Below are 23530 nucleotides of genomic sequence, written 5' to 3' on the forward strand. Positions count from 1 at the left end.
CTAGAAGAAATTTATAAATTATGATTTAGGAAATAAATGCGACATGGCACTCTCTTCTTGTTTAATACGCACGGCTAAGATAAGCAAATAAATAGGTAGTCCAACCAATGCGGTATATTTAGCCTGACAGAAAAGCGATAAACCAATTAATTCGGGAATAATGTTTAAGAAATAATTTGGGTGACGTACGTATTTAAACAAGAAAGAGCGATTAATTTGATGTTCTGGTAAAATATAAATTTTTACTGTCCAAATCTCTTTTAGCTCATAAATCACATAAAATAGCATTGCAATAGCAAAAATTAAAATCGCCAACCCTATTTGTGAAGTGCTATTAAATGACAGGTTTTGCTTATTAGCCTCAATGATCGCCGCAAAATAAAATGCAACATGGGCAATGGACAACAGTGTGGAATTGCGTTTACCATACTGTATTGCACCCTTTGCAATGAGTGCTTTTTCATGACGAATTGAAATAGACAGACTGTAAAAACGGATCGCTAAAATACAGGCAAAAGTAATATTGATAAATAACATGTGGTTATCCTTAACGTAATTTAATCTCAACAAGCCGCATAATATAACAAAAAATCTGATGATATGGCACAAAAAAGCCTTTATTTTGAACATTTATTACTTTTCTTTGCTTTTTTGATTGATTTGTCAGCATAAATAACCTTTTTATCTCTCTTGGTTTTCCGCTATAATTGCGACAGATTTTTGAGCATAATTAAAAGAGTACAAAGGATTTTGAAATGATGCGTACACATTATTGCGGAGCATTAAACCGTAACAATATCGGACAAGACGTAACATTAAGCGGTTGGGTTCATCGCCGTCGTGATTTAGGTGGCTTGATTTTTATTGATATGCGCGATCGTGATGGCATTGTGCAAGTTTGTTTTGATCCTAAATATCAAGATGCATTGACAGCGGCTGCTGGGTTACGTAATGAATTCTGTATTCAAATTAAAGGTGAAGTGATTGCGCGTCCTGAAAACCAAATCAATAAAAATATGGCTACGGGCGAAGTGGAAGTGTTAGCGAAAGAATTACGCATCTACAATGCTTCTGATGTTTTACCATTAGACTTCAACCAAAATAACACCGAAGAACAACGTTTAAAATACCGTTATTTAGATTTACGTCGTCCTGAAATGGCGCAGCGTTTGAAAACCCGTGCAAAAATCACCAGCTTTGTGCGTCGCTTTATGGATGATAATGGTTTCCTTGATATTGAAACTCCAATGCTTACCAAAGCAACGCCAGAAGGCGCGCGCGACTATTTAGTGCCAAGCCGTGTGCATAAAGGCAAATTCTATGCATTGCCGCAATCACCACAGCTTTTCAAACAGCTTTTAATGATGTCTGGTTTTGACCGCTATTATCAAATCGTAAAATGTTTCCGTGATGAAGATTTGCGAGCAGACCGTCAGCCTGAGTTTACTCAAATCGATGTGGAAACTTCTTTCCTAACTGCGCCAGAAGTCCGCGAAATTATGGAACGTATGGTGCACGACTTATGGCTTGATACCATTGGTGTAGATTTAGGTAAGTTCCCAGTGATGACTTGGCAAGAAGCAATGCGTCGTTTTGGTTCGGATAAGCCAGATTTGCGTAATCCATTAGAAATGGTAGATGTAGCAGATATTGTCAAAGATGTTGAATTTAAAGTATTTAATGAGCCAGCAAACAATCCAAATGGCCGTGTTGCAGTCATTCGAGTACCAAATGGTGCAGAAATTACTCGTAAACAAATTGATGAATATACACAATTTGTAGGCATCTACGGTGCAAAAGGTTTGGCTTGGGCAAAAGTAAACGATATTAATGCTGGTCTTGAAGGCGTGCAAAGTCCGATTGCGAAATTCTTAAATGAAGAGGTATGGAAAGCGTTAGCAGAACGTGTGAATGCACAAACTGGCGATATTTTATTCTTCGGTGCAGACAAATGGCAAACGACCACTGATGCAATGGGTGCGTTACGTTTGAAATTAGGTTGTGATCTTGGCTTAACTCGTTTAGACGAATGGCAACCGCTTTGGGTCATTGATTTCCCAATGTTTGAACGTGATGAAGAAGGTAATCTTGCAGCAATGCACCATCCATTCACTTCACCAAAAGATTTCAGCCCAGAGCAATTAGAGGCTGATCCAACAAGTGCGGTAGCCAATGCTTACGATATGGTCATCAACGGCTACGAAGTGGGTGGTGGTTCTGTGCGTATTTTTGATCCGAAAATGCAACAAACTGTGTTCCGTATTCTTGGTATTGACGAAGAACAACAACGCGAGAAATTCGGTTTCTTATTAGATGCATTAAAATTCGGTACTCCACCGCATGCTGGTTTAGCATTCGGTTTAGACCGTTTAACCATGCTTTTAACTGGAACAGAAAACATTCGTGATGTAATTGCCTTCCCGAAAACCACGGCAGCAGCGTGCTTAATGACGGAAGCCCCGAGTTTTGTAAATCCGCAAGCATTGGAAGAGTTGGCAATTTCTGTCGTTAAAGCAGAATAAGTTTGGAATATTAGGAATGAAGTGCGGTCAGATTTGACCGCATTTTTAATGATGCAATACAAAAATAATCAATCTGTTCTTGTTGTAATTTACGCTAAAAATACAAACCGAGTTTTAATGCTCCAACGCCAAGATGATCCTGATTTTTGGCAGTCTGTTACTGGCACCATTGAAAGTGGTGAGACACCAAAAAAAACAGCAATTCGTGAGCTATGGGAAGAAGTGCGGTTAGAAATTTCGGAAAATTCCACCGCGCTTTTTGATTGCAATGAGAGCATAGAATTTGAAATTTTTCCACATTTCCGCTATAAATACGCACCGAATATTACTCACTGCAAAGAACATTTGTTTTTGTGTGAGGCGGAAAAAGAATTTATTCCAGTATTGAGTGAGCATTTGGCATATCAATGGGTTTCCCCTGAACAAGCAATCCAAATGACAAAATCTTCCAATAATGCGGAAGCAATTAGAAAATATATTCTTAAAGATAAATAGAAGGAAATAAAATGGCAGGTCATAGTAAGTGGGCTAATATTAAACACCGCAAAGCAGCACAAGATGCACAACGCGGTAAAATTTTTACTAAATTAATTCGTGAACTTGTTACCGCAGCTAAAATTGGTGGTGGCGATGTGAGTGCTAACCCGCGTTTACGTGCAGCAGTAGATAAAGCACTTAGCAACAATATGACGCGCGATACTATCAACCGTGCTATTGATCGTGGCGTAGGTGGTGGCGATGATACCAATATGGAAACCAAAATCTATGAAGGTTATGGCCCAGGCGGTACAGCGGTTATGGTGGAATGTTTAAGTGATAATGCAAACCGTACGATCTCACAAGTACGCCCAAGTTTTACTAAATGTGGTGGTAACTTGGGAACAGAAGGTTCTGTGGGTTATTTATTTAGCAAAAAAGGTTTAATCTTAATCGCAGAAGCGGATGAAGATGCCTTAACTGAAGCGGCAATCGAAGCGGGTGCTGATGATATTCAACCACAAGATGATGGTTCATTTGAAATCTATACTGCTTGGGAAGATTTAGGTTCAGTGCGCGATGGCATTGAAGCAGCTGGTTTTAAAGTACAAGAAGCTGAAGTAACGATGATTCCATCAACAACCGTCGATCTTGATATTGAAACTGCACCAAAATTACTTCGTTTAATTGATATGTTGGAAGATTGTGATGACGTACAAAACGTATATCACAACGGAGAAATCTGTGACGAAGTGGCATCTCAACTTTAATAATGCAATAAATGGGTAATTTAATTACCTATTTTTTATAGAAATTATGAGCATTATTTTAGGTATTGACCCCGGCTCTCGCGTAACGGGTTACGGTGTGATTCGCCAAACAGGGAGACATTTAGAATATCTCGGTAGTGGCGCAATTCGTACTCAAGTTGAAGATTTACCCACCCGTTTGAAACGCATTTATGCTGGAGTAACTGAAATCATCACGCAATTTCAACCTAATATGTTTGCGATTGAGCAAGTGTTTATGGCGAAGAATGCGGATTCAGCATTGAAACTTGGGCAGGCTCGCGGCACGGCGATTGTTGCAGCGGTAAATAATGATTTACCTGTTTTTGAATATGCCGCACGTTTAGTAAAACAAACGGTTGTGGGCATTGGTTCTGCTGATAAAGTACAAGTGCAAGAAATGGTGACTCGTATTTTGAAGTTATCAGATAAACCTCAAGCCGATGCCGCGGATGCGTTGGCTATTGCGATTACACACGCTCATTCTATTCAACATTCTTTACATATTGCCAATTCTGTGAAAATGACAGAAACGCAAGAAAAAATGACCGCACTTTTAAAGACCAGATATAGCCGAGGACGCTTTAGATTAAAAATTTAACTGGATGTTCGTCCAGTTTTATTTTATTCTATGCGTTAATTTTTTTATCATTCGGAAGAATTATGATCGGTCGCTTACAAGGCATTCTTTTAGAAAAACAACCTCCAGAAATTTTACTCAATGTGCAAGGCGTAGGCTATGAATTGCTTTTGCCTATGACGAGTTTCTATGATTTACCAGAAATTGGACAAGAAACAACTTTATTCACCCATCTTGTTGTTCGTGAAGATGCTCACTTACTCTTTGGATTTGCCCAGAAAACAGACCGCACTTTATTTCGTGAATTAATTAAAACAAATGGGGTTGGGCCTAAATTAGCCTTAGCGATTTTATCCGCCATGTCGGTCGAACAATTTGCCTATGCAATAGAGAGAGAAGAACTTTCTAAACTCACTAAAATTCCAGGTGTTGGCAAAAAAACAGCTGAACGTTTGTTAGTTGAACTCAAAGGTAAATTTAAAGGCGTAAAACAAAGCGATTTCTTTGTAGAAAGTACGCATATTCCATTATCCCCATCTATTGAATCCCACTCGGAAAGTTCATCTGATGAAGCAATTTCAGCCTTGATTGCTTTAGGTTATAAACCTGCAGAAGCAGAAAAAATGGTAAAATGCGTTGCTAAACCTGAATTAACCAGTGAACAAGTTATTCGTGAAGCATTAAAAGCCGCATTGTAGGAAAAATATGATTGAAGCAGATAGAATTATTAGCGGGCAAGCTAAGCTTGATGAAGATGTTATCGACCGTGCTATTCGTCCTAAACTATTAGCAGATTATGTTGGGCAGCCGCAAGTACGCGAGCAGATGGATATTTTCATCAAGGCAGCCAAACTACGTCAAGATGCCTTAGATCATTTATTGATTTTTGGCCCTCCTGGCTTGGGAAAAACAACGCTTGCTAATATTGTGGCAAATGAAATGGGCGTGAATATTCGTACGACGTCAGGGCCTGTATTAGAAAAAGCGGGCGATTTGGCTGCAATGCTTACTAATCTTGAACCGCATGATGTGTTATTTATTGATGAAATCCATCGACTTTCCCCTGCTATTGAAGAAGTCCTTTATCCAGCAATGGAAGACTATCAGTTGGATATTATGATTGGCGAAGGACCCGCTGCTCGTTCCATTAAATTAGATTTGCCCCCTTTTACTTTGGTTGGTGCGACCACTAGAGCGGGTTCTTTGACTTCTCCATTGCGTGATCGTTTTGGTATTGTGCAACGTTTGGAATTCTATTCTGTAGAAGATTTAACATCTATCGTTGCAAGAAGTGCGGACTGTTTAAATCTTGAATTAGAACAACAAGCCGCTTTTGAGGTGGCTCGTCGTTCACGAGGCACGCCTCGAATTGCAAACCGTTTATTACGACGTGTGCGTGATTATGCAGATGTACGTAATGGCGGTATTATTTCTATAAATGTGGCAAAACAAGCGCTTTCAATGCTAGATGTAGACGATGCTGGATTTGATTATTTAGATAGAAAGTTGTTGTCTGCAGTTATTGAGCGTTTTGATGGTGGCCCTGTGGGGCTAGATAATCTTGCTGCTGCAATTGGCGAAGAACGTGATACCATTGAAGATGTTTTAGAGCCTTATTTGATTCAACAGGGGTTTCTACAAAGAACGCCGCGTGGCCGTATTGCAACATCGCAAACTTATCGTCATTTTGGTTTGCAGAAATTATCAGACTAGATAAATTTAACCACTAAAAAAGCCTTATTGTACTCAATAAGGCTTTTTTAATTACTCACTATAACTTTTCAAGTTACTTAATTTTGCTAAACCCACTTCACAACTTTTTAACTGAGTCGCTAATTCCATTTGAAGAATTTGTTGTTTGCTTTGGTTTAGTTTACTTTTGATTTTATTTACTTGAATGTGGGTTCCAGGTTGTTTTTCTGCTTGGGCAATCAAATTCTCTGTTTCTTTAAATAGTTGTTCACATTGTTTAGGTATTGAATTAGGTTCGGCTAAAACAGAAGTTGAAAATAAGCATAAAAGTGCGGTAAAAAAAAGCGTGATTTTTTTCATTTTAGAATCCAAAATTACTTTTCGATAGAACAAATGTCGAAATTCTTCGCAAGATAGCAAAATATGCTTGAGCTGTCTAATTTTTTATTCAAAATTTGTGATGCGTGTCAAATTAATTAATCAATAAGAAATCCACAATCAATCTTTAAAACTATAAAAATTTACCCCGAAATTATCCTCTAGGATGAAATCTTTCATGCAATCGTTTCAATCTTTCTTTTGCCACGTGAGTATAAATCTGTGTTGTAGATAAATCTGTATGACCCAACAACATTTGCACCACGCGTAAATCCGCACCGTGATTTACTAAATGGGTGGCAAAAGCATGGCGAAGAACGTGAGGGGAAAGTGCATCAGCATCAATATCCGCGAGAATGGCATAATGTTTTACACGATGCCAGAAAGTTTGACGAGTCATTTGCTGTGCGCGCTGACTTGGAAACACAACATCAGAACTCTGCCCATTTAATAGCACAGGACGACCATAAAGCATAAATTGACGAACCCAATAAGCAGCTTCTTCCCCCATTGGCACAATACGTTCCTTGTTCCCTTTACCAATCACTCGCACCACGCCTTGTTGCACGCTCATGTTTTCAATCGTAAGCGAAACTAACTCTGTTACACGAAGCCCCGTCGCATAAAGCAACTCTAACATTGCTTTATCACGCAATTCCAAAGGGACTTTAACATCTGGCGTATTGAGCAAATCTGACACTTGTTGCTCGGTTAAATATTTTGGCAAGCGACTGGGTAATTTAGGCGAACTTAGCACCGCACTTGGATCATCCACTCGATATTTTTCCCGATATAAATATTGGAAAAGTTTACGCATTGCACTTAACATTCGTGCGGTGCTCGTGGCTTTGTAACCTTTCTCCAAACGCTCTCCTAGAAAACCTTGCAAATCAACAGCATCTAAAGTTTCCAAAGACAAGTCGTTTTTATCCAACCAATCACAAAGTGCGGTTAAATCCAAACGATAAGATTGAACAGTATTTTCTGAAAGCCCTTTTTCAATCCAATATTCGTTAAGAAACAAATCAATGAGCGCAAGATTTTTCATATTACTTTTTTAAAAGGAAAGCGATACGTCCTATTTATGCTGAACAATCAAAAAGGCATTTAACTTGCGTGGAATCACAAAAAATGCTGCAGCTGCAATGATACTCATAAATACAAATGTCATCGCTGGCGACGTTGGATAAATCATGCCAGCAATCGCAGTGAAAATAGCAATGAGCACACCATTGGATAAACCATTATACAAACCTTGTAACTTCGCAATATGGCTTTGCGGTTGCGTGGTGATATAGCGAACAATCGCATAATGGCAAACGGCATAGGTTAAACTGTGTATAAGTTGCAATAAGAATATCAACCAGAAATCGTCAATATATCCTATTACAGCCCAGCGTCCGATGCACGCAAGCGCAGAAATATAAAGCAGTACGCTGATAGAAATATTTTGAAATAAACGACGAGAGAAGAAAAATAATACAATTTCCGCTAATACGCCAATGCCCCAAAGTAAGCTAGTTTGAGAAACGGAGATCCCAATACTTGTCCAATAAATCGTGCTGTAAACATAATAAGCCGCATGAGAGCCTTGAATCAGCCCTACTGCAACCATGACTCGTAATGTCATCGGATTTTTCAGTAAAGCAATAAAACCAACATCATTTTGAACGCCACCTTCAGGTATTTCATCTTTTGGGGGAATGGTCGGTTTTAAAAGCTGAATGATGGTATAGAAAGATAAAAGTGCGGTTAAAATCCACACGATATTTTGCTCGCCAACCCAGCCAATCATGCCACCAAATACTACTACACCAAGAATAAAAGCAGCAGAACCAATCAAACGGACTTTGCCGTAATCCAAGCCGATTTGGCGTTGCCAAGTGGATGCCAACGAATCCCCAATCGGCATTCCTGCTGAATTCACAGAAGCATACAAACCGATAGCAATAAACAACAACCAAAAATTATGCGCAACTAAACTCATAGCCGCCATAATAATTGCCGATGCTAACGCCAATAGGCGTAAGGAAATAATAATATGATTGGCTTTTTTAATCAGCGATGAAAAAAATAATCCGCCCGCAAATCGGAAAATATAAGCACTGCCGATAACCAAACCAATCATTTCCTCCCCATATTGTTGTGATTTTAACCATGCGGGAAAGAAAGGCAAAAATACGCCATAAGCGCAGTAGTAACCTAGAAAGCTCAGTGCGAGCCAATAAAAAGGACGAACTTGCATCAGAATAAAGTTTCCATTTCTTGTGAACGAGACAAACAAGCCTGCATAGCTTGCTCTATTGTTTGATTAAAATGTTGTGCGTCAAATACTGCTAACGCTGCCGCAGTGGTGCCACCTTTCGAGGTAACATTTTCACGCAAAGTTGAAAGTGCAATTTGCGGATTTTCTATCACCATTTTGGCTGTACCAAGCATAGATTGCTGCACTAATTCACGCGCAGTTTTTTCATCTATATTCATTTTGATTAAGGCTTGTTGCATCGCTTCCAGCATTAAAAAGAAATAGGCTGGACTACTTCCTGACGCGGCAGTGACTGCGTGCATTTGAGTTTCATCATCCACCCAAACCGTTCTTCCCACTGCTCCCAATAAATCTTGTGAAAAAGTGCGGTAATTTTCACTCGTATTTTTCGGTGCAAACAACCCCGCCATGCCTTCGCCCACTAATGCTGGCGTATTTGGCATGACGCGCACTATCGATTTTACGCTTGGAATTAATGCGTTCAAGCATTCAGTTGAAATGCCCGCAGCAATGGAAATTAATAATTTGTCGGAAAAATCCACCGCACTTAGTGGCGAACAAACTTCAGCCATCATTTGAGGTTTTACCGCAAGCAACACAACTTCCGCTTTAATTACGCTTTCCACATTATTTTCTGAAGTTGCCATGCCAAGATTGGCAAAAAATGCTCTTTTTTCTTCATTTGGATCATTCACAATAATTTGCTCGGCAGGATAACCTTGTTTCAATAATCCAAGAATAATAGCTTGTGCCATATTGCCGCCACCAATAAAGGCAATCAATTTGTGTTGCATCGTTTTTCCTACTTTTATGGGCTATAATACCGCACATTCTACCCTATATTGAAGGAAGTGTTACGATGTGGTTCAAAAATTTAATGACTTATAGACTGACTAAAGTGCTAGATTGGGATCTTGCACAGCTACAAACTCAACTGGAAGATTGTCAATTTCATCCTTGCGGTGCTCAAGATCAAAGTAAATTTGGTTGGTCTGCGCCATTAAGAGGTTCTGATTTACTCTATTTTTCTGTTGGAAAACAAATTCTATTAATCGCCAAAAAAGAAGAAAAAATCTTGCCGGCAAATGTGGTCAAACGTGAATTAGATGACCGCATTGAAAGCCTCGAACAAAAAGAAAACCGCAAACTTAAAAAGGTAGAAAAACAAACATTAAAAGATGATGTTGTTATGAATTTATTGCCTCGTGCGTTTAGTAAAAATCAGCATACGGCGCTATGGATTGATACGGAAAATAATCTTGTTCATGTTGATGCCGCATCAAGTAAACGCGCGGAAGATGCGCTTGCATTACTGCGGAAATCCTTAGGTTCGCTCCCTGTCGTGCCTTTAGCCTTTGCTAATGAACCCAGCACGATTTTAACCAATTGGATCCTTCAAGATACTTTACCGCATTGGTTACTTGCATTAGAAGAAGCCGAGCTTCGTGGCAGTCAGGAAGACAGCGTTATTCGTTGTAAAAAACAACCTTTAGAAAATGAAGAAATTCTCGCTCTTCTGCAAGATGGCAAAAAAGTAGTAAGTAAATTAGCCTTAGAATGGGAGGATACCTTAACTTTCGTTTTTAACGAGGATTGCACAATCAAACGTTTAAAATTTGCAGATACTGTACGGGAAAAAAATGATGATATTCTGAAAGAAGATTTTGCACAGCGTTTCGATGCAGATTTTGTACTGATGACTGGTATTTTAGCCAAACTCACCGAAAATTTATTAGATGAATTTGGTGGCGAAAAAGCGAGATTATAAAATCGCACTTTAATCATTCTAACATGAAGTTTATTTTTACAATGTGAATCTAATATTCAGCGTATTCAAACCAGCTCTCTAAAATTAAACAAGCTGACACTCCATCGATTTTGCCTTTTTTTAATGCTTTAAAACCACCACGTTCAAAAATCTCACTACGAGCTTGCGTGGTGGTTAATCGTTCATCTTGTAAATGAACATTAACGCCAAAACGACCTTGTAAACGATTTGCAAATTTACGAGCACGTAGAGTGAGATCTTGTTCTGTTCCGTCCATATTTAAAGGAAGACCAACAATGACAACATCTGGTTTCCATTCTTTCAAACATTTTTCGATCGCTTCCCAATTTGGGATGCCATCTTGCGCCTTAAAAGCGGGTAAGGCCTGTGCTGTACCAGTAATACTTTGTCCTATGGCACAACCGATACTTTTAGTGCCAAAATCAAAAGCCAGAGCGGTAATTCCCATTAACTATGCCCTACTTGTGCTAACGCAAAATTATAAGGATGAATACCAAGTAACTGATTGGCTGCAGCATAACGATCTTCATAGGGCATATCAAATAAAATTTGATCGTTAGATGACACCACCAACCACGCATTATCTCTGATTTCTTTTTCTAATTGACCAGCCTCCCAGCTTGAACATCCTAGCGCAACAAGATATTTTTCAGGCGCAAAAGTTGAACCTAGCGTTTCCACCACATCAGCGGAGGTTGTCATTGAAAGTTCCTCTGTGACTTTGTAAGTATGTTGAAAAGCATTAAGCGTATTCTTATGTAAAATAAACCCTCTTTCTGTATGCACAGGGCCACCCGCAACCACCATTTCATTACCAAAAGTGCGGTCATTTTTCATCATAAAATTGAGTTTTGAATAAAGTTCCGCAATGCTTAAATCTGTCGGCTGATTAATTACCAAACCCATTGAACCCTGTTCATTATGCTCACACATAAACACCACCGTGCGATTAAAATAATCGTCTAAATGTGGCATTGCGATCAAAAATTTTCCTTGTAATTCCATCATTCGCCTAAATCCCCAAAACAAATTTGCAATGCACTTATCGCTGCAAGTGATGCAGTTTCAGTGCGTAAAACACGTTTTCCTAATAAAATTTCTGTAAATCCTTGCTGTTCAGTTTGGGCAATTTCTTGTGCTGATAATCCACCTTCCGAGCCAATTAATAAACGAACACCCTCAGCAGGAATAGTCGGTAAGGTTTTAATAGAATAGTGCGCGCGTGGATGTAAATTCAATTTCAATGCGCCATCATTTTCTGCACACCAATCTTGCAATTTCATCAATGGACGAATTTCTGGCACGCTATTACGACCGCATTGCTCACAAGCTGCAATCGCAATTTTTTGCCATTGTTGGATTTTTTTATCCATCCGCTCTGCGTCAAGTTTTACGCCACAGCGTTCTGACCATAATGGCGTAATCACATTTACCCCTAATTCTACGGATTTTTGAATAGTAAATTCCATTCGTTCTCCGCGAGAAATCACTTGTCCTAAATGGATTTTTAAATGGGATTCTTTATCCGCAAGCTCACGCCCCAAAATCTCTACTTTTACGGACTTTTTATTTGACTCAATAATTTTTGCTGGATAAATATGATTAGAACCATCAAAGAGTTCAAGCTGTTCGCCTTCTGTCATTCTTAATACTCGAGCAACGTGGTTTGCCGCGTCTTCCGAAAGAAGACATTGAGTTTGATTTTCAAGGGATATTGGATGATAAATTCTTGGTATGCGCATAATGTTTATTTATATGAATGAAAAAGTGCGGTCATTTTAACTGGTGTTTTTGTCAGATATTCATCTTACGACGAATAAACGCCATCATACTGTGCAAGAGTAAAAACAATAAAGACAAAGCATACAAAGGCATATTTCCTAATACAGAATAAGGGGTTTTGCCTTCTGTAGGTGCAATCTTATAAGTCAAAGTTGTTTCAATAAATTGTGGTGCCTGCGCTAATACCTTACCTTGCGCATCAACGAAAACTGAAATCCCCGTATTCGTTGCACGAATAAGCGGTTTGCCTAACTCTAAAGCACGCATTCTTGCCATCTGTAAATGTTGCCAAGGCCCGATAGAATCGCCAAACCACGCATCATTAGATAACGTGAGCAAATAATCCGTATCTTGTTTCAAATTTTGTCGCACTTGCTCGCCGAAAATAATTTCATAACAAATTGCTGGCGAAAAAGCACGTTTTTTTGCGATTAAAGAGGGTTGAACAGCCTCTCCACTTTGAAATGCTGACATTGGTAAATTAAACACTGAATTAAGTGGTCGCAAAATACTTTCTAGCGGAACATATTCCCCGAAAGGCACAAGATGATGTTTATTATAACGATTTTGCGTATTTGGTTGATAAGGAAAATCTGGGTTTCCTGCAGTCATAATTGAATTTAATAACTTACCAGATTTCGTATCTTGGAATACAGTTCCAACCATAATTTCCGTTTTCGTTTCTTTAGCTGCAAGCTCTAATCCCTCAAAAAATGGCGTAATCGCATTTTCAAGCGTTGGCAAAGCTGATTCAGGCAAAATAATTAAATCGGTTTTACCAAGATTTTCTGTGATTAATTTTTGATAAATCGCCAAAGTAGAATAGAAATAATTAGGATCCCATTTAAGATTTTGTTCAATATTACCTTGCGCAAGCGTGACTGAAATTGCCTTATCTTCAACAGATTTTACAAAGTGAATTTGGGATGAATAAGCACTTAATCCCCCCACGATGATCAATAACAAAGCATTCGCTAAAACTAATTTAAGGTTTTTCGTTTTAAACAAAGAGGAAACGAGATTAAAAATTACCGCACTTGCCCAAACAGTAAAGAACGTTAATCCTGTTACGCCAAAAATAGGGGCAATGCCATAAAATGGGCTGTCAATTTGTGTATAACCAAATTGAAGCCAAGGAAAACCAGTAAAAATCCAACCCCGTAAAAATTCTGTCAATGTCCAAATCACGGCAAAAATTACCGCACTTTGCACTTTGAAACGCTGAACCAAATAGGTAAATAGCATTGGATATAGTGCAAGATAAGCCGCAAGTAAACCGACAAGGAAATAACTTACCCCTAAAGACGCACCACCAAATTGATGAATGCTGACATTAAGCCAACTTACTCCAAAGCAGAAAAATCCCATCGCCCACAAGAAAGTGGATAAAAGTGCGGTGGATTTTTTAGGATTTTTAGCGACATAAAGTAAACCGAGTAAAGAAACATAGGCTAAAGGCCAATAATCAAATGGCGAAAAGGCAAAAACGCCGAGTAAACCTGATATAATCGCAATAAGATAAGTAAAATATTTATTCATAAATTTAATTGATAATAAAATCCTATTCAGATTTTTCATCTACATTATTCATTTCTGCCAAATGTTCATCTGGCACTGTGACTCGAAGTTGAATTAATCGACGGCTATCTGCAGAAGTCACTTTAAATTGAAGATTTTTCAAAATAATTTCTTCCCCACGTTTTGGTAAATAACCAAAAGTCTGCATAATCAGACCGCCAATGGTATCTACTTCTTCATCATCAAAATCCGTATTAAATTGCCCATTGAAATCATCAATATCGGTGAGCGCACGCACTGCATAAGTATGACGAGAAAGCTGACGAATATCCGCAATCTCTTCTTCATCAAATTCATCTTCAATATCGCCAACAATTTGTTCCAAAATATCTTCAATAGTAACAAGCCCCGACACTGCACCAAATTCATCCACCACAATGGCCATATGGAAACGCTCAGAGCGAAAATCTTTTAACATACGATCCACTCTTTTGCTTTCTGGCACAATCACGACGGGGCGCAATAATGAAGATAAATCAAATGCTTCGGCATCTTCACGTAAAAATTTTAATAAATCTTTTGCGTGCAAAATGCCCACGATATTATCGCGGTCATCGGCATCGGCAATCACAGGAAAACGAGAATGTGCGGATTCAATAATTGTGTTTAAACAAGTATTTAAATCTTGTTGATCTTCAATAAAAATAATTTGTGAACGAGGAATCATAATATCACGAACACGAAGTTCCGCAATTTCCATCACGCCTTCAATCATTTCACGCGTATTTTGATCAATTAGATCGTTTTGTTCTGAATCGCGAATCACTTCCACAAGTTCTTCACGATTTTTTAATTCGCCTTGAAAAAAGCGACCGAATAAAGATTGGAAAAAAGGTTTTTTCGTATTTTCAGGTTGGTTTGAATTTTGCTGTTCGTCGTTCATATTGATTTGTGTTTGATGTCTTATTGACGGCGAAAAAGTATCATATTTTAAAAAAAAGAGCAAAAAGCGAAAAGAGGAAAATCAATAAAAATAACTGCACATTGGGTTTGAACCTAAAGTGCGGTTAAAAATACACAATTTTACGGAGAGGGGAAACTTCTAGACAACAAAATATTCTTATTTTGTTTATATGACGAAAAGTACCTATGTTGTGGATAACATTGTGAATAACGGATTTCTGATTGTGAATTGATCTCGTAAAAACAGGCAAAGATCCTTATCACATCAAACTTCAAAATAAATTGAGTTATTTACAACCAAAAGATCTTAAACAAAAATAAACCGCACTTTTCACATTCAAAATGGAAGAAAGTGCGGTAAAAAAATACAATTTTTAAAACAGTTTTATTCACAAAAGATCTTTTTATCATCTCTTTGAGTTATTCAATATTTCTGTGGATAAAATTGTGGTTGAGAAAATCTATAATGTTGTATAACTCAAATTAACTTTTTTAATAAAATTTCAGATTTAAATTTATTCCTTTTAATTCAACTAGTTAGAATTAAAAGAGTGAACGCATTTATAATACACAGAATACATCAAAATTTGATGTTTAATTTTTATACAGTTTGTTTTACACTGGATAAATAACGTTCCCAATCAAAATATTGACCAGGATCGATCTTACGTCCTGGCGAAATATCGCAATGTCCAACAATTCGATCTTTTGTAATCTTCGGGTAACTTTTCATTATTACGTTAGTAAGCTCTTGCAATGAAAAATATTGAGCGTCGGTAAAAGGCTGTTCATTACTCCCCTCCAGCTCAATTCCAATGGCAAAATCATTACATTTTTCTCGTCCTTGAAAATTAGATACGCCTGCGTGCCAAGCGCGATCATTAAAATTGACATATTGCGTAATTCGCCCATTTCGTTCGATCAAACAATGTGCTGAAACACGCATTTGATAAATTTCTGCAAAATAAGGATGAATCTTAGGATCTAATTTTCCTTGAAAAAAATCATCCACATATCCGCCGCCAAATTGTTCTGGCGGCAGACTAATATAATGAATAACCAATAAGGAAATATCCTGTGGATTTGGGCGTTTATCGAAGTGAGGTGACTGAATTTGCCGACAATCCAATATACCTTGTTCAATATCTTTTAGTTTTTGCATACTTTTTTCCTTTTTTTGCGATCAGGATCGCAGAAAAAGTGCGGTCAATTTTACAAACAAATTTTTCCTTTTCACAATGTCGTCGCTAACAAAGGCTTAATAAAAGGAAAATGAATGAAACTAACAACACAGCAAACCTTGAAAAAAGGGTTTACATTAATAGAGCTAATGATTGTGATTGCAATTATTGCTATTTTAGCCACTATCGCAATTCCCTCTTATCAAAATTATACTAAAAAAGCAGCGGTATCTGAATTACTGCAAGCGTCAGCGCCTTATAAGGCTGATGTGGAATTATGTGTATATAGCACAAATGAAACAACAAACTGTACGGGTGGAAAAAATGGTATTGCAGCAGATATAACCACAGCAAAAGGCTATGTAAAATCAGTGACAACAAGCAACGGTGCAATAACAGTAAAAGGGGATGGCACATTGGCAAATATGGAATATATTTTGCAAGCTACAGGTAATGCTGCAACAGGTGTAACTTGGACAACAACTTGCAAAGGAACGGATGCCTCTTTATTTCCAGCAAATTTTTGCGGAAGTGTCACACAATGACGAGCTATGCTTTACTTCATACTCAGCGTGTAACCGCTCAAAATGGCGAGATCTTTACGATCTCGCCAGATTTATGGGAACGCAATCAGCAGCAACAATCCTTGCTCTTGCGGTATTTTGCTTTGCCACTTAAAGAAGAAAATAATCGTCTTTGGCTAGGGGTTGATTCTCTCTCCAATCTTTCAGCTTGTGAAACCATTGCGTTTATAACAGGAAAACCTGTCGAACCAATTTTGTTAGAAAGCAGCCAACTCAAAGAACTGTTACAACAACTTACTCCGCACCAAATGCAAGTGGAAGAGCAAGTTAAATTCTATCAACATCAAGAAACCCATTTTGAACAAGAAGATGATGAACCTGTTATCCGCTTACTTAATCAGATTTTTGAATCTGCCTTACAAAAAAATGCCTCTGATATTCATTTAGAAACCTTGGCTGATCAGTTTCAAGTGCGGTTTAGAATTGATGGTGTTTTACAACCACAACCCTTAATAAGCAAAATATTCGCCAATCGTATTATTTCACGCTTAAAATTACTGGCTAAATTAGATATTAGTGAAAATCGACTTCCACAAGATGGACGATTTCAATTTAAAACCACTTTTTCCGATATTCTTGATTTTCGCCTTTCAACCTTACCAACCCATTGGGGCGAAAAAATCGTGTTGCGAGCGCAACAAAATAAACCTGTAGAACTTAGCTTTGCTGAACTGGGTATGACCGAAAATCAGCAACAAGCATTTCAACGCTCACTTAGCCAGCCACAAGGATTAATTTTAGTAACCGGCCCCACAGGAAGTGGGAAAAGTATCTCGCTTTACACCGCACTTCAGTGGCTAAATACGCCTGATAAACATATTATGACCGCTGAAGATCCCATTGAAATTGAACTTGATGGTATTATTCAAAGCCAAATTAATCCGCAGATTGGATTAGATTTTAGCCGTCTATTGCGTGCTTTTTTACGTCAAGATCCCGACATCATTATGCTAGGTGAAATTCGAGATGAAGAAAGTGCAAGGATTGCACTACGTGCCGCTCAAACGGGACATTTGGTGCTTTCAACTTTACATACCAATGATGCAATATCTGCCATTTCTCGCTTACAACAACTCGGTATTCAACAACATGAAATTGAAAACAGTTTACTACTCGTCATTGCACAGCGTCTTGTACGAAAAATCTGTCCAAAGTGCGGTGGAAATTTAATAAATTCTTGTGATTGCCATCAAGGTTATCGAGGGCGAATCGGCGTGTATCAATTTCTACATTGGCAACAGAATGGCTATCAAACGGATTTTGAGAATTTACGAGAGAGTGGTTTGGAAAAAGTTAGCCAAGGCATAACAGATGAGAAAGAAATTGAACGTGTGTTAGGTAAAACTCATGACTAAAAAACTCTTTTATTATCAAGGTAGTAACGCATTAAATCAGAAACAAAAAGGCTCAATTATTGCGGATACGAAACAACAAGCGCACTTTCAGTTAATAAGCCGCGGGCTTACTCACATCAAATTACAACAAAACTGGCAATTTGGGGCAAAACCCAAAAATTCAGAAATCAGTGAATTACTCAATCAATTAGCGACATTGCTACAGTCCGTAATTCCGTTAAAAAACAGCCTACAAATTTTGCAACAAAATTGTACTCAAATTATGCTCAACAAATGGCTTGAACGACTGCTTCAATCCATTGAATCTGGCTTAGCATTCTCACAAGCCATTGAACAACAAGGAAAATATCTCACACAACAAGAAATTCAACTGATTCAAGTGGGAGAAATGACAGGAAAACTTGCCGTAGTTTGTAAAAAAATAGCCACGCACCGTAGTCAATCTTTGGCTTTACAACGCAAATTACAGAAAATTATGTTATATCCCTCAATGGTATTGGGAATTTCTCTATTATTGACACTCGCATTACTGCTTTTTATCGCGCCTCAATTTGCTGAAATGTACAGTGGCAATAATGCGGAGTTACCAACAATAACCGCAATATTGCTCTCAATATCTAATTTCCTTAAGCAAAATATTGGCATTTTGCTATTTTTCGTTTTGAGTTTTTTTCTATTTTATTATTTCTATCTAAAACGCCAGACTTGGTTTCATCAAAAGAAAAATCAACTTATTTCTATCACGCCTATTTTTGGCACAATTCAAAAGCTTTCACGTTTAGTGAACTTTAGTCAAAGTTTACAAATTATGTTGCAGGCCGGCGTACCGCTTAATCAGGCACTAGACAGTTTTCTTCCTCGCACACAAACTTGGCAAACCAAGAAAACGCTTGTAAACGATATGGTATTAGATAAAGAAGTGCGGTCAATTTTGCAATGGGTTTCTCAAGGCTATGCGTTTTCTAATAGCGTAAGTAGCGATCTTTTCCCGATGGAAGCACAACAAATGCTACAAATTGGCGAACAAAGCGGAAAACTCGCTTTGATGCTAGAGCATATCGCAGATAATTACCAAGAAAAACTTAATCATCAAATTGACTTACTCTCACAAATGCTAGAACCATTAATGATGGTAATCATCGGCAGTCTGATTGGGATTATTATGATGGGAATGTATTTACCTATCTTTAATATGGGATCAGTTATTCAATGATTTACTTCACAATGTTTTTATTAGGCGGCATCTTAGGGATCGCATTGTGGTTCTACCTATCTGGTTTTATTACGCATTTGCAGCAAGAGATTTATGCGACTTACGTTGAATTATTTCCACAAAACAGTTCTCCATTTCAACCGCACTTTGCCTCTATTCAACAAAAAAAGTGCGGTCATATTTTGAGGTATTTTTTTAGTATTGGGGTTGGATTTATATTTTTACAAATTGCCTTCAAAGATTCTATTTTTACTGTATGGATCGGACTCACACTTATTATTCTTTGGACAATCAGTTATCTTGATTGGCACTATCAACTTATTTCTACGACACCCTGTTTATGGTTACTTACTCTAGGATTATTTGGCACAGACAATAACTTTTCATTGCTAACGTTATCTGAAAGCATAAAAAGTGCGGCTATTTTTTTTATTGTTTTCTACGCAATCTATTGGATTGCAAAATGTTATTACAGAAAAGAAGCCTTTGGACGGGGAGATTATTGGCTAGCAATGGCATTAGGAAGTTTTATTCATTTAGAAACCTTACCGCACTTTTTATTATTAGCCTCAGTTCTTGGAATATGTTTTTCGCTTATTCATAGAAAGAAAAAAGAATTTTTACCTTTTGCCCCTTTTATGAACTTATCAGCTGTCATCATTTATTTCGTCAAATATTACGGATATTAAAAAGGGGAAAACATAATATTTTCCCCTTGTTCTTCATAGAAGTGCGGTTGCTTTTACGAACGTTTCATCACTTCAAAAAACTCTTCGTTGGTTTTCGCCATCATCAGCTTATCAATCAAGAATTCCATTGCATCCACTTCATCCATTGGATTAAGAATCTTACGAAGAATCCACATTTTTTGTAATTCATCAGATGTTGTGAGTAAGTCTTCTTTACGAGTACCAGAGCGTTTAAAGTCAATGGCTGGGAATACGCGTCTTTCTGCAATTTTACGAGAAAGGTGTAATTCCATATTACCTGTACCTTTAAATTCTTCGAAAATAACTTCATCCATTTTCGAACCTGTATCAACTAGTGCTGTGGCAATAATCGTTAAACTGCCGCCTTCTTCCACATTACGTGCAGCTCCAAAGAAACGTTTTGGACGATGCAACGCATTAGCATCCACACCACCAGACAAAATTTTACCCGAAGCTGGGGTTACCGTATTGTAAGCGCGCGCTAAACGAGTAATAGAATCAAGCAAAATGACCACATCTTTTTTATGCTCTACTGAACGTTTCGCTTTTTCGATTACCATTTCTGCCACTTGAACGTGACGAGTTGCAGGCTCGTCAAAAGTAGACGCAATGACTTCGCCTTTTACTGAACGTTGCATTTCTGTCACTTCTTCTGGGCGTTCATCAATCAGTAATACGATAAGTTCCACATCAGGATAATTATGCGTGATACTTTGTGCAATATTTTGCAACAACATTGTTTTACCCGCTTTTGGTGGTGCTACGATTAACCCACGTTGGCCTTTACCAATTGGCGAGGCTAAATCCAAAATACGGGCAGTTAAATCTTCTGTTGAGCCATTGCCACGTTCCATTCTTAAACGCGAATTAGCGTGCAATGGCGTTAAGTTTTCAAATAAGATTTTGCTACGGGACACTTCAGGTTTGTCATCATTAACTTGATCAACTTTTAAAAGTGCGAAATAACGTTCTCCTTCTTTTGGTGGACGAATTTTACCCTCGATTTTATCCCCAGTTTGAAGATTAAAACGACGGATTTGACTTGGGGAAACATAAATATCATCAGGGCCTGCAAGATAGGAACTGTCGGCAGAACGAAGGAAACCAAAACCATCTGGTAAAATTTCTAACACACCACCGCCGAAAATATCTTCGCCACTTTTGGCGTGCTGTTTTAAGATTGCAAAGACAATATCTTGTTTACGCAAACGAGCTAAATTTTCTAAGCCCATTTGCTCCTCACCGAGTTTCACAAGATCAGAAACAGGCGTATTTTTAAGTTCTGTTAAATGCATAATGAATAAATGTTGGAATTAATAAGAATTGATTATTCGAATGGTGGGCTTGCACCCTTTGAATGGCGCGTAAATTACCACTAAAACCCTACGCTGTCTAGCTTTTATTAGCATTTAATATAAAAAATTACCGCACTTTTTTTAAGAACTTATTTTGGAAGTTTAGCCGTCTAGATTGTTATTTATTTGATTTTTAATTAGAATACGGACAATTTGTAAGGTTATCAATAAGCACTTAAGGGAAATTATGGCGAATTGGGACGGAAAATATATCAGCCCTTATGCAGAACATGGCAAAAAAAGTGAGCAAGTAAAAAAAATTACAGTATCCATTCCCATTAAAGTACTGGAAATTTTGACGAATGAACGCACTCGCCGCCAATTAAAAAGTTTACGTCACGCAACTAACAGTGAATTGCTTTGTGAAGCGTTCTTGCATGCATTCACAGGACAGCCTTTACCCACCGATGCAGATTTAATGAAAGAGCGTAATGATGAAATCCCTGAAGATGCCAAAGTGCTTATGCGTGAATTAGGTGTCGATCCAGAAAGCTGGGAATATTAACCGCACTTTTCACTTATCCGTTCAAGCCATTCAAAATTGAACATCCAGGGTTGTCATTGCCCTGACAACTGTCGTGCCAGTGCTGCAATTTTTGTACCATTTTTTGTAACTGTTCTATTTGTTGATTTAATGTCGCAATATGTTGAGCAGTTAGCACTTTCACTTCTCGGCAGCTACGCTTAGGATTATCTTGTAGTGCTAATAATTGTGCGATTTGATGTAACGAAAACCCAACATTGCGTGAGTGTCGAATAAAATGCAACCTTTCTAAATCACTTTCTCCATAATTTCGATAGCCTGACAAACTGCGAACAGCGGGTTTAATTAACCCTATTTTTTCATAATCACGGATTTGTTTTGTAGATAAACCTACTAATTTTGCGGCTTCACTAATATTCATAAAAAACTTCTTGACCTTAACCTTATGTAAAGGTTTATAGTTTAACCATCAATAAAACAACTAACAAGGAGTAAAAATGAAAACTATCACATTAAACATAAAAGGCATACATTGCGGCTGTTGCGTAAAAAGTCTTACTCAAGTTTTAACTGAATTAGATGGTGTACAATCTGCTGATGTGCAATTAGAGGGTAAAGCAAATATTACTTTTGATGAAAATCGAGTCAATGTTGCACAGCTGATTGAGGTCATTGAAGATGCTGGATTTGACGCCACAGAGTAAAAAAATTTCAATTCAGATTGGTGGGATGTCCTGCCAATCGCATTCATCAATAAAACAACTAACAAGGAGTAAAAATGAAAACTATCACATTAAACATAAAAGGCATACATTGCGGCTGTTGCGTAAAAAGTCTTACTCAAGTTTTAACTGAATTAGATGGTGTACAATCTGCTGATGTGCAATTAGAGGGTAAATCAAATATTACTTTTGATGAAAATCGAGTCAATGTTGCACAGCTGATTGAGGTCATTGAAGATGCTGGATTTGACGCCACAGAGTAAAAAATTTCAATTCAGATTGGTGGGATGGCCTGCCAATCGCATTCATCAATAAAACAACTAACAAGGAGTAAAAATGAAAACTATCACATTAAACATAAAAGGCATACATTGCGGCTGTTGCGTAAAAAGTCTTACTCAAGTTTTAACTGAATTAGATGGTGTACAATCTGCTGATGTGCAATTAGAGGGTAAATCAAATATTACTTTTGATGAAAATCGAGTCAATGTTGCACAGCTGATTGAGGTCATTGAAGATGCTGGATTTGACGCCACAGAGTAAAAAATTTCAATTCAGATTGGTGGGATGGCCTGCCAATCGCATTCATCAATAAAACAACTAACAAGGAGTAAAAATGAAAACTATCACATTAAACATAAAAGGCATACATTGCGGCTGTTGCGTAAAAAGTCTTACTCAAGTTTTAACTGAATTAGATGGTGTACAATCTGCTGATGTGCAATTAGAGGGTAAAGCAAATATTACTTTTGATGAAAATCGAGTCAATGTTGCACAGCTGATTGAGGTCATTGAAGATGCTGGATTTGACGCCACAGAGTAAAAAAATTTCAATTCAGATTGGTGGGATGTCCTGCCAATCGCATTCATCAATAAAACAACTAACAAGGAGTAAAAATGAAAACTATCACATTAAACATAAAAGGCATACATTGCGGCTGTTGCGTAAAAAGTCTTACTCAAGTTTTAACTGAATTAGATGGTGTACAATCTGCTGATGTGCAATTAGAGGGTAAATCAAATATTACTTTTGATGAAAATCGAGTCAATGTTGCACAGCTGATTGAGGTCATTGAAGATGCTGGATTTGACGCCACAGAGTAAAAAATTTCAATTCAGATTGGTGGGATGGCCTGCCAATCGCATTCATCAATAAAACAACTAACAAGGA

30 protein-coding genes are annotated in these 23530 nt (G+C 37.8%); 17 read left to right on the top strand and 13 right to left on the bottom strand.

All coding sequences use genetic code 11. The features are described 5' to 3' along the window. Window positions 1–18: 18 nt before the first annotated feature. Window positions 19–537, bottom strand: a complete 519-nt coding sequence (locus AT683_RS03770) for an isoprenylcysteine carboxyl methyltransferase family protein (RefSeq protein WP_005649040.1) — start codon at window positions 535–537, stop codon at window positions 19–21. A 218-nt stretch (window positions 538–755) separates the two neighbouring features. On the opposite strand from AT683_RS03770, the gene aspS reads away from it, so the two are divergent. The 6 genes from aspS (at window position 756) to ruvB (ending at window position 6080) form a co-directional block, all read left to right on the top strand. Continuing rightward, complete coding sequence (aspS, locus tag AT683_RS03775; protein WP_011271986.1) at window positions 756–2522, top strand: aspartate--tRNA ligase; 1767 nt, start codon at window positions 756–758, stop codon at window positions 2520–2522. A gap of 21 nt (window positions 2523–2543) precedes the next feature. Further along, window positions 2544–3017, top strand: a complete 474-nt coding sequence (gene nudB, locus AT683_RS03780; RefSeq protein ID WP_011271985.1) for a dihydroneopterin triphosphate diphosphatase — start codon at window positions 2544–2546, stop codon at window positions 3015–3017. Between the two features lie 11 nt (window positions 3018–3028). Continuing rightward, complete coding sequence (locus AT683_RS03785) at window positions 3029–3769, top strand: YebC/PmpR family DNA-binding transcriptional regulator (protein WP_005649034.1); 741 nt, start codon at window positions 3029–3031, stop codon at window positions 3767–3769. A gap of 46 nt (window positions 3770–3815) precedes the next feature. Then, on the top strand, window positions 3816–4388 hold the full coding sequence (gene ruvC, locus AT683_RS03790) for a crossover junction endodeoxyribonuclease RuvC (RefSeq protein ID WP_011271984.1): 573 nt from the start codon (window positions 3816–3818) through the stop codon (window positions 4386–4388). Between the two features lie 62 nt (window positions 4389–4450). After that, window positions 4451–5065, top strand: coding sequence for a Holliday junction branch migration protein RuvA (ruvA, locus tag AT683_RS03795; protein ID WP_038440774.1), 615 nt, complete (start codon window positions 4451–4453; stop codon window positions 5063–5065). A gap of 7 nt (window positions 5066–5072) precedes the next feature. Next, window positions 5073–6080, top strand: coding sequence for a Holliday junction branch migration DNA helicase RuvB (ruvB, locus tag AT683_RS03800; protein ID WP_038440776.1), 1008 nt, complete (start codon window positions 5073–5075; stop codon window positions 6078–6080). A gap of 51 nt (window positions 6081–6131) precedes the next feature. Here ruvB and AT683_RS03805 read toward each other — a convergent pair whose 3' ends face one another. The 4 genes from AT683_RS03805 to proC form a co-directional block, all read right to left on the bottom strand. Continuing rightward, complete coding sequence (locus AT683_RS03805; RefSeq protein ID WP_011271982.1) at window positions 6132–6419, bottom strand: DUF5339 domain-containing protein; 288 nt, start codon at window positions 6417–6419, stop codon at window positions 6132–6134. A 172-nt stretch (window positions 6420–6591) separates the two neighbouring features. Then, complete coding sequence (xerD, locus tag AT683_RS03810; RefSeq protein ID WP_011271981.1) at window positions 6592–7485, bottom strand: site-specific tyrosine recombinase XerD; 894 nt, start codon at window positions 7483–7485, stop codon at window positions 6592–6594. 30 nt (window positions 7486–7515) lie between these two features. Then, complete coding sequence (locus AT683_RS03815; RefSeq protein ID WP_011271980.1) at window positions 7516–8682, bottom strand: 3-phenylpropionate MFS transporter; 1167 nt, start codon at window positions 8680–8682, stop codon at window positions 7516–7518. Then, a complete protein-coding gene (proC, locus tag AT683_RS03820; protein ID WP_038440778.1) occupies window positions 8682–9497 on the bottom strand; it encodes a pyrroline-5-carboxylate reductase in 816 nt (271 codons plus the stop codon). Before proC ends, AT683_RS03815 begins: the two co-directional genes overlap by 1 nt. A gap of 65 nt (window positions 9498–9562) precedes the next feature. Between proC and rdgC the strand changes: the two genes are divergently transcribed. Next, on the top strand, window positions 9563–10471 hold the full coding sequence (gene rdgC, locus AT683_RS03825) for a recombination-associated protein RdgC (RefSeq protein ID WP_050845967.1): 909 nt from the start codon (window positions 9563–9565) through the stop codon (window positions 10469–10471). A gap of 49 nt (window positions 10472–10520) precedes the next feature. On the opposite strand, the gene ruvX is transcribed toward rdgC, so the two are convergent. The 6 genes from ruvX to ampD all read right to left on the bottom strand — a co-directional run bounded on the left by ruvX (window position 10521) and on the right by ampD (window position 15917). Next, window positions 10521–10940, bottom strand: a complete 420-nt coding sequence (gene ruvX, locus AT683_RS03830; RefSeq protein ID WP_005648994.1) for a Holliday junction resolvase RuvX — start codon at window positions 10938–10940, stop codon at window positions 10521–10523. Next, entirely contained in the window at window positions 10940–11500 is a 561-nt protein-coding gene (locus tag AT683_RS03835; RefSeq protein WP_038440780.1) for a YqgE/AlgH family protein, read from the bottom strand. Before AT683_RS03835 ends, ruvX begins: the two co-directional genes overlap by 1 nt. Then, complete coding sequence (gene rsmE / locus AT683_RS03840) at window positions 11497–12234, bottom strand: 16S rRNA (uracil(1498)-N(3))-methyltransferase (protein WP_038440782.1); 738 nt, start codon at window positions 12232–12234, stop codon at window positions 11497–11499. Before rsmE ends, AT683_RS03835 begins: the two co-directional genes overlap by 4 nt. Before the next feature lie 52 nt (window positions 12235–12286). Further along, window positions 12287–13813, bottom strand: coding sequence for an apolipoprotein N-acyltransferase (lnt, locus tag AT683_RS03845; protein WP_080291958.1), 1527 nt, complete (start codon window positions 13811–13813; stop codon window positions 12287–12289). A gap of 22 nt (window positions 13814–13835) precedes the next feature. After that, window positions 13836–14735 carry a CNNM family magnesium/cobalt transport protein CorC gene (gene corC / locus AT683_RS03850; protein ID WP_005656283.1) on the bottom strand — a complete coding sequence of 300 codons (900 nt, stop codon included), beginning with the start codon at window positions 14733–14735 and terminating at the stop codon, window positions 13836–13838. A 621-nt stretch (window positions 14736–15356) separates the two neighbouring features. Next, the gene (ampD, locus tag AT683_RS03855; protein WP_011271974.1) at window positions 15357–15917 is read right to left on the bottom strand and encodes a 1,6-anhydro-N-acetylmuramyl-L-alanine amidase AmpD; all 561 of its coding nucleotides are present in this window, start codon (window positions 15915–15917) and stop codon (window positions 15357–15359) included. A gap of 114 nt (window positions 15918–16031) precedes the next feature. Here ampD and AT683_RS03860 point away from each other — a divergent pair, with 114 nt between their 5' ends. Genes AT683_RS03860 through AT683_RS03875 form a run of 4 tightly spaced genes read left to right on the top strand, consistent with a single transcriptional unit; the run spans window position 16032 to window position 19777 of the window. Then, complete coding sequence (locus AT683_RS03860; protein WP_011271973.1) at window positions 16032–16481, top strand: prepilin-type N-terminal cleavage/methylation domain-containing protein; 450 nt, start codon at window positions 16032–16034, stop codon at window positions 16479–16481. Continuing rightward, the gene (locus AT683_RS03865; RefSeq protein WP_038440787.1) at window positions 16478–17875 is read left to right on the top strand and encodes a GspE/PulE family protein; all 1398 of its coding nucleotides are present in this window, start codon (window positions 16478–16480) and stop codon (window positions 17873–17875) included. Before AT683_RS03860 ends, AT683_RS03865 begins: the two co-directional genes overlap by 4 nt. After that, a complete protein-coding gene (locus AT683_RS03870) occupies window positions 17868–19088 on the top strand; it encodes a type II secretion system F family protein (protein WP_011271971.1) in 1221 nt (406 codons plus the stop codon). The genes AT683_RS03865 and AT683_RS03870 overlap by 8 nt, the downstream gene beginning before the upstream one ends. Then, window positions 19085–19777 carry a prepilin peptidase gene (locus AT683_RS03875; protein WP_038440789.1) on the top strand — a complete coding sequence of 231 codons (693 nt, stop codon included), beginning with the start codon at window positions 19085–19087 and terminating at the stop codon, window positions 19775–19777. The genes AT683_RS03870 and AT683_RS03875 overlap by 4 nt, the downstream gene beginning before the upstream one ends. Before the next feature lie 53 nt (window positions 19778–19830). Here AT683_RS03875 and rho read toward each other — a convergent pair whose 3' ends face one another. After that, window positions 19831–21093, bottom strand: coding sequence for a transcription termination factor Rho (gene rho / locus AT683_RS03880; protein WP_005629550.1), 1263 nt, complete (start codon window positions 21091–21093; stop codon window positions 19831–19833). Window positions 21094–21340: 247 nt separating this feature from the next. On the opposite strand from rho, the gene metJ reads away from it, so the two are divergent. Beyond that, on the top strand, window positions 21341–21658 hold the full coding sequence (gene metJ / locus AT683_RS03885) for a met regulon transcriptional regulator MetJ (RefSeq protein ID WP_005631186.1): 318 nt from the start codon (window positions 21341–21343) through the stop codon (window positions 21656–21658). A gap of 13 nt (window positions 21659–21671) precedes the next feature. Here metJ and cueR read toward each other — a convergent pair whose 3' ends face one another. Beyond that, on the bottom strand, window positions 21672–22058 hold the full coding sequence (gene cueR / locus AT683_RS03890) for a Cu(I)-responsive transcriptional regulator (RefSeq protein ID WP_005663006.1): 387 nt from the start codon (window positions 22056–22058) through the stop codon (window positions 21672–21674). A 76-nt stretch (window positions 22059–22134) separates the two neighbouring features. Here cueR and AT683_RS03895 point away from each other — a divergent pair, with 76 nt between their 5' ends. The 5 genes from AT683_RS03895 (at window position 22135) to AT683_RS03915 (ending at window position 23463) form a co-directional block, all read left to right on the top strand. After that, a complete protein-coding gene (locus tag AT683_RS03895; RefSeq protein WP_005631184.1) occupies window positions 22135–22341 on the top strand; it encodes a heavy-metal-associated domain-containing protein in 207 nt (68 codons plus the stop codon). 74 nt (window positions 22342–22415) lie between these two features. Further along, window positions 22416–22622 (top strand): heavy-metal-associated domain-containing protein, encoded by a 207-nt coding sequence (locus AT683_RS03900; protein WP_005686717.1) that lies wholly within the window; start codon window positions 22416–22418, stop codon window positions 22620–22622. 73 nt (window positions 22623–22695) lie between these two features. Next, window positions 22696–22902, top strand: coding sequence for a heavy-metal-associated domain-containing protein (locus tag AT683_RS03905; RefSeq protein ID WP_005686717.1), 207 nt, complete (start codon window positions 22696–22698; stop codon window positions 22900–22902). Between the two features lie 73 nt (window positions 22903–22975). Beyond that, complete coding sequence (locus AT683_RS03910) at window positions 22976–23182, top strand: heavy-metal-associated domain-containing protein (protein ID WP_005631184.1); 207 nt, start codon at window positions 22976–22978, stop codon at window positions 23180–23182. Between the two features lie 74 nt (window positions 23183–23256). After that, complete coding sequence (locus AT683_RS03915) at window positions 23257–23463, top strand: heavy-metal-associated domain-containing protein (protein ID WP_005686717.1); 207 nt, start codon at window positions 23257–23259, stop codon at window positions 23461–23463. Window positions 23464–23530: the final 67 nt, after the last annotated feature.

Source organism: Haemophilus influenzae, from assembly GCF_001457655.1.
Taxonomy (GTDB): Bacteria; Pseudomonadota; Gammaproteobacteria; order Enterobacterales; family Pasteurellaceae; genus Haemophilus; species Haemophilus influenzae.